Source organism: Streptomyces sp. CA189, from assembly GCF_056428985.1.
The window spans coordinates 1-15,045 of sequence record NZ_JBWJVM010000130.1; the positions used below are offsets into that span (position 1 = coordinate 1).

The 15,045-nt window shown below is 74.1% G+C and carries 14 protein-coding genes; 9 read left to right on the forward strand and 5 right to left on the reverse strand.

Annotation, left to right across the window (positions count from 1 at the left end; genetic code table 11):
- Positions 1–122 precede the first annotated feature (122 nt).
- The 4 genes from AC061S_RS43015 (at position 123) to dnaG (ending at position 5,602) form a co-directional block, all read left to right on the forward strand.
- Positions 123–857 carry a sirohydrochlorin chelatase gene (locus AC061S_RS43015; protein ID WP_478691328.1) on the forward strand — a complete coding sequence of 245 codons (735 nt, stop codon included), beginning with the start codon at positions 123–125 and terminating at the stop codon, positions 855–857.
- Between the two features lie 76 nt (positions 858–933).
- Positions 934–2,277, forward strand: a complete 1,344-nt coding sequence (locus tag AC061S_RS43020; RefSeq protein ID WP_478691329.1) for a deoxyguanosinetriphosphate triphosphohydrolase — start codon at positions 934–936, stop codon at positions 2,275–2,277.
- Between the two features lie 93 nt (positions 2,278–2,370).
- Positions 2,371–3,645, forward strand: coding sequence for an NAD(P)/FAD-dependent oxidoreductase (locus tag AC061S_RS43025; protein WP_478691330.1), 1,275 nt, complete (start codon positions 2,371–2,373; stop codon positions 3,643–3,645).
- A gap of 34 nt (positions 3,646–3,679) precedes the next feature.
- A complete protein-coding gene (gene dnaG, locus AC061S_RS43030) occupies positions 3,680–5,602 on the forward strand; it encodes a DNA primase (protein ID WP_478691331.1) in 1,923 nt (640 codons plus the stop codon).
- Between the two features lie 19 nt (positions 5,603–5,621).
- Here dnaG and AC061S_RS43035 read toward each other — a convergent pair whose 3' ends face one another.
- A complete protein-coding gene (locus AC061S_RS43035; RefSeq protein ID WP_478691332.1) occupies positions 5,622–6,086 on the reverse strand; it encodes a gamma-glutamylcyclotransferase family protein in 465 nt (154 codons plus the stop codon).
- A 201-nt stretch (positions 6,087–6,287) separates the two neighbouring features.
- Between AC061S_RS43035 and AC061S_RS43040 the strand changes: the two genes are divergently transcribed.
- The 4 genes from AC061S_RS43040 (at position 6,288) to AC061S_RS43055 (ending at position 9,969) form a co-directional block, all read left to right on the forward strand.
- Positions 6,288–7,001 carry a hypothetical protein gene (locus tag AC061S_RS43040; RefSeq protein ID WP_478691333.1) on the forward strand — a complete coding sequence of 238 codons (714 nt, stop codon included), beginning with the start codon at positions 6,288–6,290 and terminating at the stop codon, positions 6,999–7,001.
- Positions 6,998–8,281 carry an ATP-binding protein gene (locus tag AC061S_RS43045; RefSeq protein WP_478691334.1) on the forward strand — a complete coding sequence of 428 codons (1,284 nt, stop codon included), beginning with the start codon at positions 6,998–7,000 and terminating at the stop codon, positions 8,279–8,281. The genes AC061S_RS43040 and AC061S_RS43045 overlap by 4 nt, the downstream gene beginning before the upstream one ends.
- A gap of 361 nt (positions 8,282–8,642) precedes the next feature.
- A complete protein-coding gene (locus tag AC061S_RS43050) occupies positions 8,643–9,206 on the forward strand; it encodes a hypothetical protein (RefSeq protein ID WP_478691335.1) in 564 nt (187 codons plus the stop codon).
- A gap of 136 nt (positions 9,207–9,342) precedes the next feature.
- Positions 9,343–9,969: a class F sortase gene (locus AC061S_RS43055; RefSeq protein WP_478691336.1), complete on the forward strand. Its 627-nt coding sequence runs from the start codon at positions 9,343–9,345 to the stop codon at positions 9,967–9,969.
- Between the two features lie 11 nt (positions 9,970–9,980).
- On the opposite strand, the gene AC061S_RS43060 is transcribed toward AC061S_RS43055, so the two are convergent.
- The gene (locus tag AC061S_RS43060; RefSeq protein ID WP_478691337.1) at positions 9,981–10,601 is read right to left on the reverse strand and encodes a helix-turn-helix domain-containing protein; all 621 of its coding nucleotides are present in this window, start codon (positions 10,599–10,601) and stop codon (positions 9,981–9,983) included.
- Positions 10,602–10,716: 115 nt separating this feature from the next.
- On the opposite strand from AC061S_RS43060, the gene AC061S_RS43065 reads away from it, so the two are divergent.
- On the forward strand, positions 10,717–12,144 hold the full coding sequence (locus tag AC061S_RS43065; RefSeq protein ID WP_478691338.1) for an MFS transporter: 1,428 nt from the start codon (positions 10,717–10,719) through the stop codon (positions 12,142–12,144).
- On the opposite strand, the gene AC061S_RS43070 is transcribed toward AC061S_RS43065, so the two are convergent.
- The 3 genes from AC061S_RS43070 to AC061S_RS43080 form a co-directional block, all read right to left on the reverse strand.
- Positions 12,141–12,653, reverse strand: a complete 513-nt coding sequence (locus tag AC061S_RS43070) for a hypothetical protein (RefSeq protein WP_478691339.1) — start codon at positions 12,651–12,653, stop codon at positions 12,141–12,143. The genes AC061S_RS43065 and AC061S_RS43070 overlap by 4 nt on opposite strands.
- A complete protein-coding gene (locus AC061S_RS43075; protein ID WP_478691340.1) occupies positions 12,650–13,642 on the reverse strand; it encodes a class I SAM-dependent methyltransferase in 993 nt (330 codons plus the stop codon). Before AC061S_RS43075 ends, AC061S_RS43070 begins: the two co-directional genes overlap by 4 nt.
- A 142-nt stretch (positions 13,643–13,784) precedes the next feature.
- Positions 13,785–14,561, reverse strand: coding sequence for a sulfite exporter TauE/SafE family protein (locus AC061S_RS43080; protein ID WP_478691341.1), 777 nt, complete (start codon positions 14,559–14,561; stop codon positions 13,785–13,787).
- Positions 14,562–15,045 lie beyond the last annotated feature (484 nt).

Below are 15,045 nucleotides of genomic sequence, written 5' to 3' on the forward strand. Positions count from 1 at the left end.
CCCCTCCCACCGCTTCCGCCGCTCCCGCCCGCGACCACGGCGGAGCTGCTGACCCGGATCACCTCCCAGCTCGGTACGCAGCTCAGCGGTCTGCGCCCCCGACACCACGCAGGAGTCCCGCCATGCAGCAGCCCGCCCTCGTCGCCGTGGCCCACGGCAGCCGCGATCCGCGCGCCCTCCACACCGTCGAAGCCCTGCTCGAACGGGTCCGTGAGCTCCGCCCCCGCCTCGACGTCCGGCTCGGTCACATCGAGCTGAACCACCCGCTGCTGGACCACACCCTCGAACGGGCCGCCGGAGCCGCCGTCCTGGTGCCGCTGCTGCTCGGCCGCGGCACCCACGTCAAGCGGGACCTGCCGGCCGCCGCCGCCCGCGCCGGGCACCTGCGGACCCGCGTCGCCGCCCCGCTCGGGCCGCATCCGCTGCTCGTCGAGGCCCTGTACGAGCGGCTCGTGGAGGCCGGCTGGAGCGCCGGGTCGGCGGTGGTGCTGGCCGCCGCCGGGTCCCGCGACCCGGACTCCGCCGCCGATGTGCGGGCCACCGCCGACCTGCTCTCGGAACGGCTCGGCGGGGTGCCCGTGGTGGCGGCCTACGCCTCGGGCGCCGCGCCCGGAGTGCCCGGCGCCGTACGGGCCCTGGCCGCGCGGGGGCTCCACCGGGTCGCGGTCGCCTCCTACTTCACCGCCCCGGGCCGCTTCGCCGCCGCGAGCGCCGCCGCCGCGCCGGGTCCGGCCGCTGCTCCGCTGGGCGCCCATCCGGCGCTGGCCCGGCTGGTGCTGCAGCGCTACGACGAAGCCGCCGCCGCGCTCGCAGTGCCCGTAGGACCCGGGCAGCAGCTCGAACTGGCCACCGCGTAGCGGGCTTGTTGTTCCCCCTTGCTCGGTTCGCTCCTCTTGACTCGTCTTGTCGGCTCGTGCGGTTACCGTTTGGACCATGGAAGGCATGGAAGGCACCACCGCACCCGTCCGACCCGGCCCCGACCTGACCGGCGAGCCGTACGAGCCCGCCGATGCCGAGCGCTGGGCCACCGAGCCCGACAAACGGCCCGGGCGGACCGCCTTCCAGCGCGACCGCGCCCGCGTGCTGCACTCCGCCGCCCTGCGCCGGCTCGCCGGGAAGACCCAGGTGGTGACCCCGGGGACGCGTTCGTACGACTGGGACGCGAGTCCTCGCACACGGCTGACGCACTCCCTCGAATGCGCCCAGGTCGGCCGTGAACTCGGCGCCGCGCTCGGCTGCGATCCCGATCTGGTCGAAGCCGCCTGCCTGTCGCACGACATGGGGCACCCGCCCTTCGGCCACAACGGGGAGGAGGCGCTCAACGAGTTCGCCAAGGACTGCGGCGGCTTCGAGGGCAACGCCCAGTCGCTGCGCCTGCTGACCCGGCTGGAGCCCAAGCGGTTCGTCCCCGATCCGCAGACCGGCACCCTGGTCAGCGTCGGGCTCAACCTCACCCGGGCCTGCCTGGACGCCGCCACCAAGTACCCCTGGGCGCGCGGGGACCACCCCACCGACCCGGGCTCGGTGAAGTTCGGCGCCTACGACGACGACCTGCCGGTCTTCGCATGGCTGCGCCGCGGCGCGCCCGCGGACCGCAAGTGCTTCGAGGCGCAGGTCATGGACTGGTCGGACGACGTGGCGTACTCGGTCCACGACTTCGAGGACAGCCTGCACGCCGGCCACCTCGACCCGAACCTGCTCTTCGCCGAGCCCGAGCGCACCGAGATCTGGCGGGTGGCCATCGGCCGGTACGTGCCCTCCGACACCGAGCCGGAGGAGCTCCGCGAGGCCCTGGACCGGCTGATGGAGCAGGAGTGGTGGCCGCACGGGTACGACGGCTCGGCCGTGGCCCAGGCCCGGCTGAAGGACGCGACCAGCCAGATGATCGGCCGCTTCTGCCTGGCCGCCGAGGGCGCCACCCGGCAGGCGTACGGGACCGGCCGGCTGACCCGGTACTCGGCGGAGCTGGTGGTGCCGCGCGAGGCCCGCAACGAGTGCGCGGTACTGAAGGCGGTGGCCGACCTGTACGTCATGCAGCGCGACGAGCAGGAGCGGATCCGAGCCGATCAGCGCATCGTCCTGGCCGAGCTCGCGGAGGCCGTCAGCGCCCGCGCGCCCGAGGGCCTGGACCCGCAGTTCCGTGCGATCTTCGACGAGGCCCCGGACGACCGGGCCAGGAAGCGGGCGGTCGTGGACCAGATCGCGGCCCTCACGGACGCCTCCGCGCGCTCCCTGCACGCCCGCCTCACCCAGCGCACGCGACGCGCCGAAGGGTGAGCCGATCGGGCCACTCCCCCTTCACGCGGCAGGCTGGGTGCGGGACGCTCGCATGTGGCCGCATGTGGCGCAGAGGTTATGAGGAGGCATCAGGTGGTCGACGCACACCGGACGTTCGTCATCGTCGGCGCAGGGCTCGCCGGGGCTAAGGCGGCCGAGACGCTGAGGTCCGAGGGGTTCACGGGGCGGGTGATCCTGATCGGCGACGAGCGCGAGCATCCCTACGAGCGGCCCCCGCTCTCCAAGGGCTACCTGGCGGGCAAGGAGGAGCGCGAGAGCGTCTTCGTGCACGAGCCGTCCTGGTACGCGGCCTCCGACATCGAGCTGCACCTCGGCCAGCCCGCGGTCCACCTCGACCGGGAAGCCAAGAAGGTGGTCCTCGGCGACGGCACGGCGCTGCCCTACGACAAGCTGCTGCTCGCCACCGGCGCCGAACCGCGCCGGCTCGACATCCCCGGCACCGAGCTGGTCGGGGTGCACCACCTGCGCCGGCTCTCGCACGCGGAGCGGCTGCGCAAGGCCCTCGCCGGGCTGGGCCGGGACAACGGGCACCTGCTGATCGCGGGGGCCGGCTGGATCGGCCTGGAGGTCGCGGCGGCGGCCCGCGGGTACGGGGCCGAGGTCACCGTGATCGAGCCGGCGCCGACCCCGCTGCACGCGGTGCTCGGCCCGGAGGTCGGCCGGCTCTTCGCCGACCTGCACACCGAGCACGGGGTCCGCTTCCACTTCGGGTCCCACCTGACGGAGATCGTCGGGCACGACGGCATGGTGCTGGCGGCCCGTACGGACGACGGGGAGGAGCACCCGGCGCACGCGGTCCTCGCGGCGATCGGCGCCGCCCCGCGGACCGCGCTGGCGGAGACCTCGGGCCTGGCCCTCGTGGACCGGGAGCACGGCGGCGGGATCGCCGTGGACGCCTCGCTGCGCACCTCCGACCCGGACGTCTTCGCGGTCGGGGACGTGGCGGCCGCGCACCACCCGGTGCTGGGGACCCGGCTGCGGGTGGAGCACTGGGCGAACGCGCTGAACGGGGGTCCGGCCGCCGCGCGGGCGATGCTGGGGCAGGAGGTCTCGTACGACCGGGTTCCGTACTTCTTCTCCGACCAGTACGACGTGGGCCTGGAGTACTCGGGGTACGCCCCGGCGGGCGGCTACGACCAGGTGCTGATCCGCGGGGACGCGGGCAAGCGGGAGTTCATCGCCTTCTGGCTCTCGGACGGCCGGGTCCTGGCCGGGATGAACGTGAACGTGTGGGACGTCACCGAGGACATCCAGGCCCTGATCAGGTCGAAGGCGCCCGTGGACCGCGAGAAGCTGGCGGATCCGTCCATTCCGCTTTCGGCCCTGGTTCCGGCGGAGGGGGCCTGACGGGATTGTCTCCGCCCGGCCGTAGACTTCACGCGTGGCAGGACGGATCAACGACGACGACGTGAAGGCGGTACGGGACGCGGTCCCGATCGACGCCGTGGTCTCGGAGTACCTCCAGCTGCGCAACGCGGGCGGCGGCAACCTCAAGGGCCTCTGCCCCTTCCATGACGAGAAGTCCCCGTCCTTCCAGGTCAGCCCGAGCAAGGGCTTCTACCACTGCTTCGGCTGCCAGGCGGGCGGGGACACCCTCGACTTCGTCATGAAGATCGACCACCTCTCGTTCTCGGAGGCGGTCGAGCGGCTCGCCGGCCTGGCCGGCATCACCCTGCGCTACGAAGAGGGCGGCTACACCGCCGGCACCAGCGGGCGCGGCGAGCGGATCCGGCTGGTCGAGGCGCACAAGGCCGCGGCCGAGTTCTACATGGACCAGCTCGGCAGCGCCGAGGCGGAGATCGGCCGCAAGTTCCTGGCCGAGCGCGGCTTCGACCAGGCCGCCGCCCAGCACTTCAGCGTCGGCTACAGCCCGGCCGGCTGGGACCACCTGACCCGTTTCCTGCGCGGCAAGGGCTTCAGCGACAAGGAACTGATCACCTCGGGCCTGGCCCAGGACAGCCGCAGCGGAAAGCCGATCGACCGCTTCCGCGGCCGGCTGATGTGGCCCATCCGCGACATCAGCGGCGAGGTCGTCGGCTTCGGCGCGCGCAAGCTGCGCGACGACGACAACGGCCCCAAGTACCTGAACACGCCCGAGACGGCGATCTACAAGAAGTCCCAGGTGCTGTACGGCATCGACCTGGCCAAGAAGGAGATCGCCAAGACCTCCCGGGCCGTCGTGGTCGAGGGCTACACCGACGTCATGGCCTGCCACCTGGCCGGGGTCACCACCGCGATCGCCACCTGCGGCACCGCCTTCGGCGGCGACCACATCAAGATCCTGCGCCGGCTGCTCATGGACAACGCGACCGCCGAGGTGATCTTCACCTTCGACGGGGACGCGGCCGGACAGAAGGCCGCGCTGCGGGCCTTCGAGGACGACCAGAAGTTCGCCGCGGAGACCTCCATCACCATCGCCCCGGGCGGCATGGACCCCTGCGACCTGCGCCTGGCCCAGGGCGACGCGGCCGTATCGGGGCTGGTCGAGGCCCGCACCCCGCTGTTCGAGTTCGCGCTGAAGCACATCGTGGCCCGGCACAACCTGGAGAACCCGGCGGGGCGGGCGGCCGCGCTGGAGGAAGCCGCCCCGATCATCAAGAAGATCAAGAACGTCGCGATCCAGCACGAGTCGGCGGTCCAGCTGGCGGGCATGCTGGGCATGCGGGACGAGCAGTTCGTGGTCAAGCGGATCGCCCAGCTCGACCGCTGGGCCCGGGAGCGCGGCAACCAGCCCCAGCAGCAGCGCCGGGGCCAGTCCGGCGGCTCCGGTCACTCCGGCCACTCGTACGAGGACATCCCCGCGCCGGCCGCCACCCCCGGCGGCCCCGCGCTGAACCTGCGCAGCCCCGCCCACATCACCGAGCGCGAGCTGCTCAAGCTGGCCCTCCAGCGGCCCGCCCTGGTCTCCCCGGCCTTCGACGCGTACGGGATGGACGAGTTCACCGCCCCGCCCTACGCGGCCGTCCGCCAGGCCATCCAGGACGCCGGCGGCGCTTCGCTCGGCACCGAGGACTACCTGACCCGGGTCCGGGACGCCGCGCCGAACGACACCGTCCGCGCGCTGGTCACCGAGCTCGTCGTCGAGGCCATCCACGCGAAGAACGTGGACGAGGTCTACGCCGGGGTCCAGCTGGTCCAGGTCAGGCTCCGCGCGGTCGACCGCCGGGTCCACGAGATCCAGGGCACCCTGGCCCGCCTCGGCCACCAGGACGCACCGGAGCAGCTCGCGGCGGTCCAGGAAGAGCTGTGGATCCTCCAGCAGTACGGCCAACGCCTGCGCAACCGCGGCGCGGAAGGCCTGTAGGACCCCTGAGACACCCGGCCTAGCGGCGCAGCCAGTCGCCGCCCGGGATGCGGGTGCCGGAGCGGGCCAGGCGGTGGGCCAGGGGCGGGGCCGCCAGGTAGACCCAGGCGCGGACCGGGGTGCCGTCGGGACGCAGGGCCTCGCGGGCGGTGCGGTCGTAGATGTTGGCGGGGTGGCCGGGGCCCGCGTACTCCTCCAGCAGGTCGAGCGCCACGAGGAGTTCCCCGTACGCCCCGGGGGCCGGGGTGATCAGTTCTCCGGCTATGGCGGAGCCGGGGCGGTCCACGGCGTACGGGTAGCCGGGGCCCTCGTACAGCGCCGCGTCCGGGAGGCGGGCGGGCTCCTCGGCGGCCGTGCGGCCGCGCAGGAACAGGTCGTGGTTGACCTCGCCGGGGCGCAGGGTCCCGTAGACGAAGAACGGGAGCTCCGCCCCCTGCGGAACCGTTCCTTCGCCGTGGCCTTCCGGCCGATCGGCCGATGTCATGCGGGCCTCCCTCGATTCAGACTGAGCTGCTCGCCGGACTCCCACCGGCCGCGGGACGGGCCGAAGGTCCCGACTTCGCCGGCGGGAGCCCGCCTACGAACCGCTGTTACACAACCGCCCGGTCTCCGTGACCGGCGCCGTCTACCGTCAGTCTGCCTCCCCACGCCCCGCCCTCCCCACCACCCGACGGTTCCGCCCTCCATGACTCGACCGACTCTCCGCAGCCTCGCCGCAGCCGCCCTGCTCTGCCTCGGCCTCGGCGGCTGCGCCGCACCCGGGGGCCTCGGGCACGGCGAGGTCGCGCCGCCCGTGTCCTCCCAGCCCCAGCCGAGGCCGCTGTGGCCCTCGTGGACCGAGTCCCCGAGCTCCAGCGGTACGGCGGTGGCCGGCCGGGTACCGCCGCCGCAGCCGCTCACCGGCGCCCCGGCCGTGGGGCCGGAGGGGATCGAGAAGGTCGACGTGATGGCCGTAATCCGTGCGGACAAGGCGATGAAGCGGTTCGGCGACGGGAAGAGGATCGAGGGTCCGGGCAAGGCCGGACTCCGGCCGGCCCGGTTCGCGGACCTGACGGGCGACGGGAACCCCGAGCTGATCGTCGCCGCCGACAGTCAGACCGGGCGTTCGGTGCTGAGCGTCTACACCGCGGCCGGCGGGAAGATCGTTCCGATCCTGTTCACCAGCGGCCGGCGGATGAGCGCCGACATCGTCGGCGCCGACCTCCTGGTCCGCACCACCGACGACGACGGTTCCGCGCACGACATCCGCTACCACTGGGACGGCCAGCGGATGAGCGTCCTCAGCGACGAGCACAAGTTCGGCAACGCCATCTCCGGCCCGGGACCCGGCGAGTGCCCGGCGGCCCCGCGGCCGACCGGCTCCGAAGCACCCGCCCCCACGAACCGGGCGGGCCGGTGAGGCGCGCCCTGCTCCGCTGCCGCCGCCTCCTGCACTCCCTCGGCCTGCGCTGGAAGATCGCCGTCCTGCTCGCCGTAGGCTGCTCGCTCGTCGCGCTCACCATCGGCGTCCTGATCCACGAGGCCCGCGCGAACCAGGTGGCCGACGCGGCGCGCAAGAGCGCCCTCGCGCAGCTCGTCCGGGTGCGGCAGGTGTACGAGCTCACGGGCCAGTTGGACTTCGACAAGGTCGGGGAGGCCGATGCGCGCCTCAACTGCCCGAGCCTGCCGGAGCCGCTGCGGCAGGCCGCGCTCTCCGGGCAGCGCACCACCTACCTCGACCTGGACGGCCCCCACCCGGCCGTGTGGGCCGCCCGGCCGGTCGGCGGCGACCAAGTGCTCTCCGTACGCCAGCCGCTGGCGGAGGAGCAAGCGGAACTATGGGAACTGGACCAGAAGTTGATGGCCTTCGGGGTGGTCGTCGTCACCCTCGCGGCGATCGGCGGAGCGGCGCTGGCCAGTCGGCTGAGCAAGGACCTGCGGTCCGCGGCCGAGACGGCCCGGCGGATCAGCACGGGCGAACTGGACGCGCGGATAGGCCCGTCGGGCGTACCGGGGACGCGGAACGAGGTGGCCGAGCTGTCCGCGGCGGTCGACACGATGGCGGCGAGCCTGCAGCGGCGGCTGGTGGCGGAGCAGCGGTTCACGGCGGACGTGGCGCACGAGCTGCGGACCCCGCTGACCGGTCTGCACACCGCCGCCGAGCTGCTTCCTCCGGGGCGGCCCACGGAGCTGGTGCGCGACCGGGTCGCGGCCCTGTGCAGCCTGACGGAGGACCTCCTGGAGGTGGCCCGGCTGGACGGGGACCGCGAGGTGGCCCAACTGGACATCCACCTCCTGGGACCGCTGGTGGAAGCGGTCACCCGGCGTTCGGGGGTGGAGGCGCAGGTCCTGGGCGCCGCCGAGGGCACGGCCCGGGTCCGCACGGACGTCCGGCGGCTGGAGCGGATCCTGGCGAACCTGCTGCTCAACGCCCGCAGGCACGGCGGGGACCCGATCACCGTGACGGTGTCCGCGAACACGGTCACCGTCCGCGACCACGGCCCGGGCTTCCCGCAGACCCTCCTACGGGACGGCCCGCAGCGATTCCTGACGGGCGCGACCGAACGCGGCCAGGGCACGGGCCTGGGCCTGACCATCGCCCTGGGCCAGGCCCAGGTCATCGGCGCCCGGATCACCCTCACCAACCCCACCCCCACCGGCGCCGGCGCCGCGGCCACCCTCACCCTCCCCCCGGCCTGACCCCTTCCAGCACCCGGGCTGCCCCCTTCCAGCCCCGCCGGCGCTTGAGACGCGAGGTCCGGGGCGGGCACCCACACCCCAGCCCCGCCGACGTTTGAGGCGCGAGGTCCGGGGCGGAGCCCCGGGAAACGGAGAAAGGGCGGGGCGGGGAGAGGCTCCGCGCAGCGCCGACCCGCACCCGCGAGGCCACCGTCACCCGGACGGGGTGGGGCCCCACAAATGCCCCTGAACCTCCCCTCACCTGCGACAACGATCCTGCCACCCCACCCCCCGACACCAATCTGACACCACATCAGCAGGCGGCAGCCCCCGCACCCGGGTTACCTCGGAAACACGACCCCGTGTCCACAGGAGACCTCCCATGCGCCGACGCACCGCCCACGTGCTCACCGCCACCGCGCTCACCGCCGCCGCGTTCACCGGCCCGGTGGCCGGCGCGGTCGCCGCCGCGGACCTGGGCATGACGGGCTTCGGCATGACGGGCTTCGCGGCCGGCGACTTCGCCCCGCTGGAGGTCTGGCCCAAGTCCGCCGCCCCCGGCACCACCGTCACGGTGAACACCAAGGCCTGCGGCCCCGGCAGTCACGCCGAGGGCGACGCCACCACCGTCGGAGGCGGCCGCTTCAAACTGGTCCCGGGCACCCACAAGGAGGTGGTCGTGGGACAGTTCCAGGTCGCCCACGGAACCCGCCCCGGCACCCACGCGATCGGCGCCACCTGCGCGAACGGCAAGTTCGCCACCGGCGACCTGATCGTCACCGAGCACGACCGCGCCCCCCAGGGCCACGTGCGCACCGGGGTGGGCGGTGGCACGACCACCACCGCCGACCCCGCCAAGATCGCGGCGGGAGCGGCAGTGCTGGCCGCAACCGCCGTCGGCGGTACCTGGTTCCTGCGTCGCCGGGCGAGCGGCACGCGGAACTGACGGACGCCCACCGCGGCTTGGTCCGCGGTCCGACCGGTACCGTCCCCCGTCGCCCGCCCCGCGAGGTCCCCCCCGTTCGCGGGGCCGGGCGACGGCCAGTCACCACGTCACCACGTCACCAAGCCGAGGGGGCCGCATGGAGGCACGCCGCGCCCGCGCCCGCGGTGGCGGGCTCGTCGCACTCGCCGCCTGCATCGGCGTCTGGCTCATCGGCAGCGGCTCCGGCGAGCCCGTCCGGCCTCCCCTGCCCTCCCCCGGCGAGGCGCTGAGCGCCCAGGCGCAGTTCCCCGGGGCCATCGCCGCCCTCCCCGGTTCCCCGCCCGCCCGGATCCGGATCCCGTCCATCCGGGTGGACGCCCCGCTCACCGGGCTCGGACTGCAGGCCGACGGCAGTCTCGAAGTACCGCCGCCGGCCCGCCGGGACCTGGCGGGCTGGTACCGCGAGGGCACCACCCCGGGCGCCACCGGCACCGCCGTCGTCGCCGGGCACGTGGACGACGCCACCGGGCCCGCGGTCTTCTACCACCTCGGCGCGCTGCGCCGGGGCGCCCTGATCGAGATCGCCCGCGCTGACGGGCGTACGGCCGTGTTCACCGTCCACGCGGTGGAGGTCTACGACGCCAAGGCCTTCCCCGACTCCCGCGTGTACAAGTCGTCACCGCGGGCCGAGCTCCGCGTCATCACCTGCGGCGGGGGCTTCTCCCCGCGCACCGGCTACCAGGGCAACGTGGTCGTCTTCGCCCACCTGACGGGCACGTTTTAGAGGGGCACGGCCTAGCCGGTGCGCACGACGGCCTGGTCGCCGTGGGGTCCGAACAGGTGCAGGAGCTCCACCACCTGGCCTTCGGCGGGGCCGAACCAGTGGGGTTCACCGGTGTCGAACTCGGCGGCCTCGCCGGGACGCAGGGTGAGGCGCCGCTCGCCGATGACGAGGTGGAGCTCGCCGGCGAGCACGTACAGCCACTCGTAACCGGTGTGGGTCACCGTTTTCGGTTCCCGGTACGCGAGCACCTGCTTGAAGACCTGGACCCGGCCCGGGTACTGCGTCAGGGGGACCAGGACGCTCCCGTGGTCCCTGCGGCGGGGCTTCAGGTGGACGCGCGCGTCACCGGTGGCCGGGGCCGCCACGAGCTGGTCCAGGGCTACGCGGTGGGTTCGTGCGAGGGGGATGAGCAGTTCGAGCGTCGGACGCCGCTTGCCCGACTCCAGCCGGGAGAGCGTGCTCACGGAGATCCCGGTGGCCTGTGCCAGCGCCTCCAGGGTGAGTCCGCGCTCGCGCCGCAGCGCCCGCAGCCGCGGCCCGATGGCGTCGAGGGTCCGCGTGAGTTCGGCGAGTTCGGCGTCCCTGTCCGTGTCCGTGCCCGTATCCGTGTCCGTGTCCGTGTCCGTGTCCATGGGGCCATTTTGCGGTACCGGCAAATTTCCTGGGCCGCGGCCGCCGCCCGGTCCGAGCATGGGCCGACATCCCGAGTCGGCGGCCGACAGGCCGTCGCGGACCGAAGGCGGACCCATGACCACGACGATCACGGCCGGAGCGGAAGCGGGGCCCGGGCCCGCCCTCGGCGCGCGCCGCCGGTGGACGGTACTGGCCGTCTGCGCGCTGAGCATGTTCCTCATCGGAGTGGACACCACCATCGTCAACGTGGGCCTGCCCGCGATCGGACGGGGTCTGGGGGTGGGCACCCGCGGGCTGGAATGGGTCGTGGACGCCTACACCGTGGTCCTGGCCAGCCTCCTCATCGCCTCCGGCGCCCTCGCGGACCGCTTCGGACGCCGTCGCGTGTTCCGGTGCGGGCTGGTCGTCTTCGGTCTCGCCTCCGTCGCCTGCGCGCTCGCTCCGTCGCTCGGCTTCCTCGTCGCGGCGCGGGCCGTCCAGGGGGTCGGGGCCTCGATGCTGAGCCCGGTCGCCCTGGCGATCGTGGTCAACGCGATGCCCGACCCGCGGGAGCGGGCCCGGGCCATCGGCATATGGGCCTCCGTCTTCGGGCTCAGCATGGCCGCGGGCCCGGTCATCGGTGGTGCCCTCATCGCGGCGTTCGGCTGGCGGTCGGTGTTCTGGATCAACGCCCCGGTGATCGTCTGCGCGCTCGTCCTGGTCGCGGTGTTCGTGCCGGAGTCCCGCGGACAGCGGGCCCGACGGCTCGATCTGCCCGGCCAGCTGCTCCTCACGACGGCCCTGTGCGTCTCGGTCGGCGTCCTGATCGAAGGCCCCGGGATCGGCTGGGCCTCCCCCGCGGCCCTGGCCTGCTACGCCGTCGTCGCGGCAGCGGCGACGGCCTTCGTCCGGGTCGAGATCCGCCGGCCCGAGCCCCTGATCGACCTCGGACTGTTCCGGCGGCCGCCCTTCGCCTCTGCGGTACTGGGCGCCGTGGCGGTGTTCACCGCGCTGAGCGTGAGCCTGCTGCTCACCACCCTGTACCTGCAGAACGCCCGCGGCTGGACCCCGCTCGCGGCCGGCGCGGCGACCCTGCCCATGGCGCTCGGGGCGACCGTGTGCGCTCCGTGGGCCGGCAGCCTGACGGGGCGGCTCGGGCCGCGGCGGCCGCTCCTCCTCGCGGGCGGCTTCACCGCGGCGGGCGGGCTCTGCATGGTGGGCCTGGGCCCGGACACGAGCGTGCCGCTGCTCCTGACGGCCTACCTGCTCATCGGCATCGGGTTCGGCTTCGCCAACGCCCCGCTCACCCATACCGCGGTCGGCGGACTGGCTCCCTCCCGCGCCGGTGTGGCCGGGGCCGTCACCTCCACCGCCCGCCAGGTCGGATCGGCGGTCGGCGTCGCCGTCGCGGGAGCCCTGGCCGCGGGCGCCGGCCCGGACGGTCTCGCCCGGGCGTCCCGGCCGGGCTGGCTGCTCGTGACGGCCTGCGGGCTGTTCCTCTTCGTGGTGGCCCGGGCCTCCGGGGACGGGTGGGCCGGGCAAGATCCGAAGGAGACGGCCTAGCCCGGGAACGCGTACCAGCGGCGGTGGACGTACGGCTCGACGCACAGGACCGCCACGCCCGCCACGGCTCCCACCAGGAGCGAGGTCCAGCCGCCGCCGGCGGTGAGCGATCCGGCGCAGGCGGCGGCCACGACCAGCGGCCGGGCCAGGGTCAGCGGGCCCAGCCCGACGACCACGGCGAGGGTGCCGGCCCGGAACGGCAGCGCGAAGTAGGCGGCGAACGAGAGCCCGACGGCGAGGGCGTAGGCCCCGAGCGGGACGAGGAAGCCGATCCCGCCGTCGGCGAGGGCCCCGTACGCCCGGTCCGGGTCCTCGGCGAGCAGCAGGACGGCGCCGGCCGTGAGGGCCGGGGCGAGCAGCAGGACGGCGCCGACCGCCAGCCCGCGCAGGGACGCGCGGACGACGGCACGGTGCTTGCGGATCCGGGCGTCCCGGCCGGCGTAGGCGCGGAAGCCGCTGAACGCCGCGTCGACGAGGCCGAGGGCGGCGAGGGGCAGGACCGGGTTCATCGCGCGGACCCCGCCCCGGCTCGGGCGGCGGACCAGGACGCGGCGTCGGGCCCCGGCGGGCCGCCGCGGGTCAGGTGCTCCGCGCCCACGAGCCGGCGGGAGGCGCGGCCGAGGGCCTGGCGCAGCGGGTCCTCCAGGTAGGGGCGGATGCCGAGGACCGGGCGCACGGTGGTGCAGAAGGGGTTGGACAGTCTCCGGGGTTCGTAGAGCAGCGGCCGGATGCCCGGTACGGTCGCGGCGCGCAGCAGGGTTTCGTCCGAGTGGGCGCGCCGGGCGGAGACGACCCCGTCGTGGCGGCCGAGCGGATGGCGCATCCGGGCCCGGTGGAACATCCAGGCGCCCACGGGTGCCATCCGGGTGGCGGCGATGTCGAAGTGGCAGAAGGCGAGCGCCGGGGAGTCGGCCTGCGCCTCGAAGAAATCCGCGAGCGCGGGGCCGCGGAAGTGGTGCAGCACCCCGGTGGAGACGTAGACGGTGGCGACCTCCGGCAGGTCGAAGGCGTTGCCGTGGACGAACCGGCAGTCGAGCCCCTCGGCGCGGGCCAGCCGGTCGGCCTCGGCGACGAGCGCGGCGTCGAGGTCGACGCCGATCAGCTCGACGTTCGGGCCCAGGGCCCCGGTAGACGCCAGCCAGCGGACGAGGTAGCCGAGCCCGGATCCGATGTCGACCAGGCGGAACCGGCCGCGGCGGCCGGCGATCTCGCGGATCGCCTCGAACAGCGGGTCCAGTACGTGCACCAGCCGTTCCCCGATGCGCAGTTCCTCGCTGAGCCGCTGCAGCTCGGTGTGGACGCCGATCATCAGCCGGTCCACGGCGAGCGGGTCGAGCACGTCGTCGGGGCCGGCCGGCAGCCCGGCGACGATCCGGGCCCCGCGCGGGTCCCCGGCCTCGTCGAGCCGGCGGACCACATCGCCCCGGCGCACGGGGAGTCGCGCCCCGCTGAGCGGATCGGTGACGGTGATCAGGTCGGATATCTCAAGGTGGGGCACGACGGGAACTTTATCCCCCGTCCGCGGACCGGCCCGAGGTCAGCCCCCCAGGTCAGCCCGCGGGTCAGCCCTCGGTCAGACACCGCCCGGTCCCCGCCCGGTCCCCGGTCAGACACCGCTCGCCCCCCCGGGGCGCCCAAGATCAACCCCACTGTTCGAAACCCAGCTTCAGCACCAGCGCTCCGACGACCGTCAGGAGGACTCCGCGGACGAAACCGCTGCCCTTCTTCAGTGCCATCCGGGCTCCGACCATGGCGCCGGCCAGGTTGAACACGGCCATCAGGGCGGCCAGTTGCCACAGCACCATGCCCTGGTAGGCGAACATGGCGAGCGCTCCGGCGTTGGTGCACACGTTGACGATCTTCGCCGTGGCCGAGGCCGTGACCAGGTCGAGGTGGAGCAGGGCCGTCAGCGCCAGGACCAGGAAGGTGCCGGTACCGGGGCCGATGAGCCCGTCGTAGAAGCCGATGCCGAGGCCGGCCAGGGCGATGGTGAGCAGCACGCGGCTGCGGCTGACGGGAGCGGCGCCGGGAGCGACGCCGAAGGCGGGTCGGAAGAGGACGAACGCCGCGACGACCACCAGCACCACCATGATCAGCGGGCGCAGCGCGTCCTTGCTGATGCCGCCGGCCAGGACGGCCCCGCCCATCGAGCCGACGAGCGCGGCCAGACCGATGCGGACGGCGAGCTTCACGTCCACCGGGGTCTTGCGCAGGTACGACACGGCCGCGCCCGAGGTCCCGACGATGGCCACGGCCTTGTTGGTGCCGAGGACGGTGGCGGGGTGGGCGTTCGGCAGGCCGAGGAGCAGGGCGGGAATGAGCAGCAGGCCGCCGCCGCCCACGACGGCGTCGATCCAGCCGGCCGCCGCGGCGGCCACGCACAGCACGATGATCATGGTGGTCGATATGTCAGGCACGGCCCGACCTTATGGAGCGGTTGGGTGCAGCGGCCATCAATCCCCGGAAACTTGCGCAAAGGTTGAGCTTTGTCTGGCCGGAGCCCGGTCCGGGGCCACGGGAGCAGACGGATCCACCGCCGCCGTCAGCACGCTCGCCGCCAGCACACTGGCCAGCCCGAGCCCGGCCGCCAGCCGCCGGGCGGGCGGTACGGATCCCAGCACGGCCAGCACCGCGTGCGCCGGGGAGGTACGGTGCCTGCGGTGCCGAGCCGCGGCCGCGGGGACGGACGGCGGGCCCTTCGGCCGGTCCGGCGTTCGAGGACCGGGTCGGGGCGCAGCCAAACCCAGCCCGTCCGGCGTTCGAAAACCAGGTCCGGGCGCAGCCAAACCCAGCCCGTCCGGCGTTCGAAAACCAGGTCCGGGCGCAGCCAAACCCAGCCCGTCCGGCGTTCGAAAACCAGGTCCGGGCGCAGCCAAACCCAGCCCGTCCGGCGTTCGAAAA

What these genes read in the sequence shown, in the direction of transcription:
- AC061S_RS43015 (WP_478691328.1), top strand. Translation starts at nt 123, where the DNA reads ATGCAGCAGCCCGCCCTCGTCGCCGTGGCCCACGGCAGCCGCGATCCG.
- AC061S_RS43020 (WP_478691329.1), top strand. Translation starts at nt 934, where the DNA reads ATGGAAGGCATGGAAGGCACCACCGCACCCGTCCGACCCGGCCCCGAC.
- AC061S_RS43035 (WP_478691332.1), bottom strand. Translation starts at nt 6,086, where the DNA reads ATGACATCGGCCGATCGGCCGGAAGGCCACGGCGAAGGAACGGTTCCG.
- AC061S_RS43040 (WP_478691333.1), top strand. Translation starts at nt 6,288, where the DNA reads ATGACTCGACCGACTCTCCGCAGCCTCGCCGCAGCCGCCCTGCTCTGC.
- AC061S_RS43050 (WP_478691335.1), top strand. Translation starts at nt 8,643, where the DNA reads ATGCGCCGACGCACCGCCCACGTGCTCACCGCCACCGCGCTCACCGCC.
- AC061S_RS43055 (WP_478691336.1), top strand. Translation starts at nt 9,343, where the DNA reads ATGGAGGCACGCCGCGCCCGCGCCCGCGGTGGCGGGCTCGTCGCACTC.
- AC061S_RS43060 (WP_478691337.1), bottom strand. Translation starts at nt 10,601, where the DNA reads ATGGACACGGACACGGACACGGACACGGATACGGGCACGGACACGGAC.
- AC061S_RS43065 (WP_478691338.1), top strand. Translation starts at nt 10,717, where the DNA reads ATGACCACGACGATCACGGCCGGAGCGGAAGCGGGGCCCGGGCCCGCC.
- AC061S_RS43070 (WP_478691339.1), bottom strand. Translation starts at nt 12,653, where the DNA reads ATGAACCCGGTCCTGCCCCTCGCCGCCCTCGGCCTCGTCGACGCGGCG.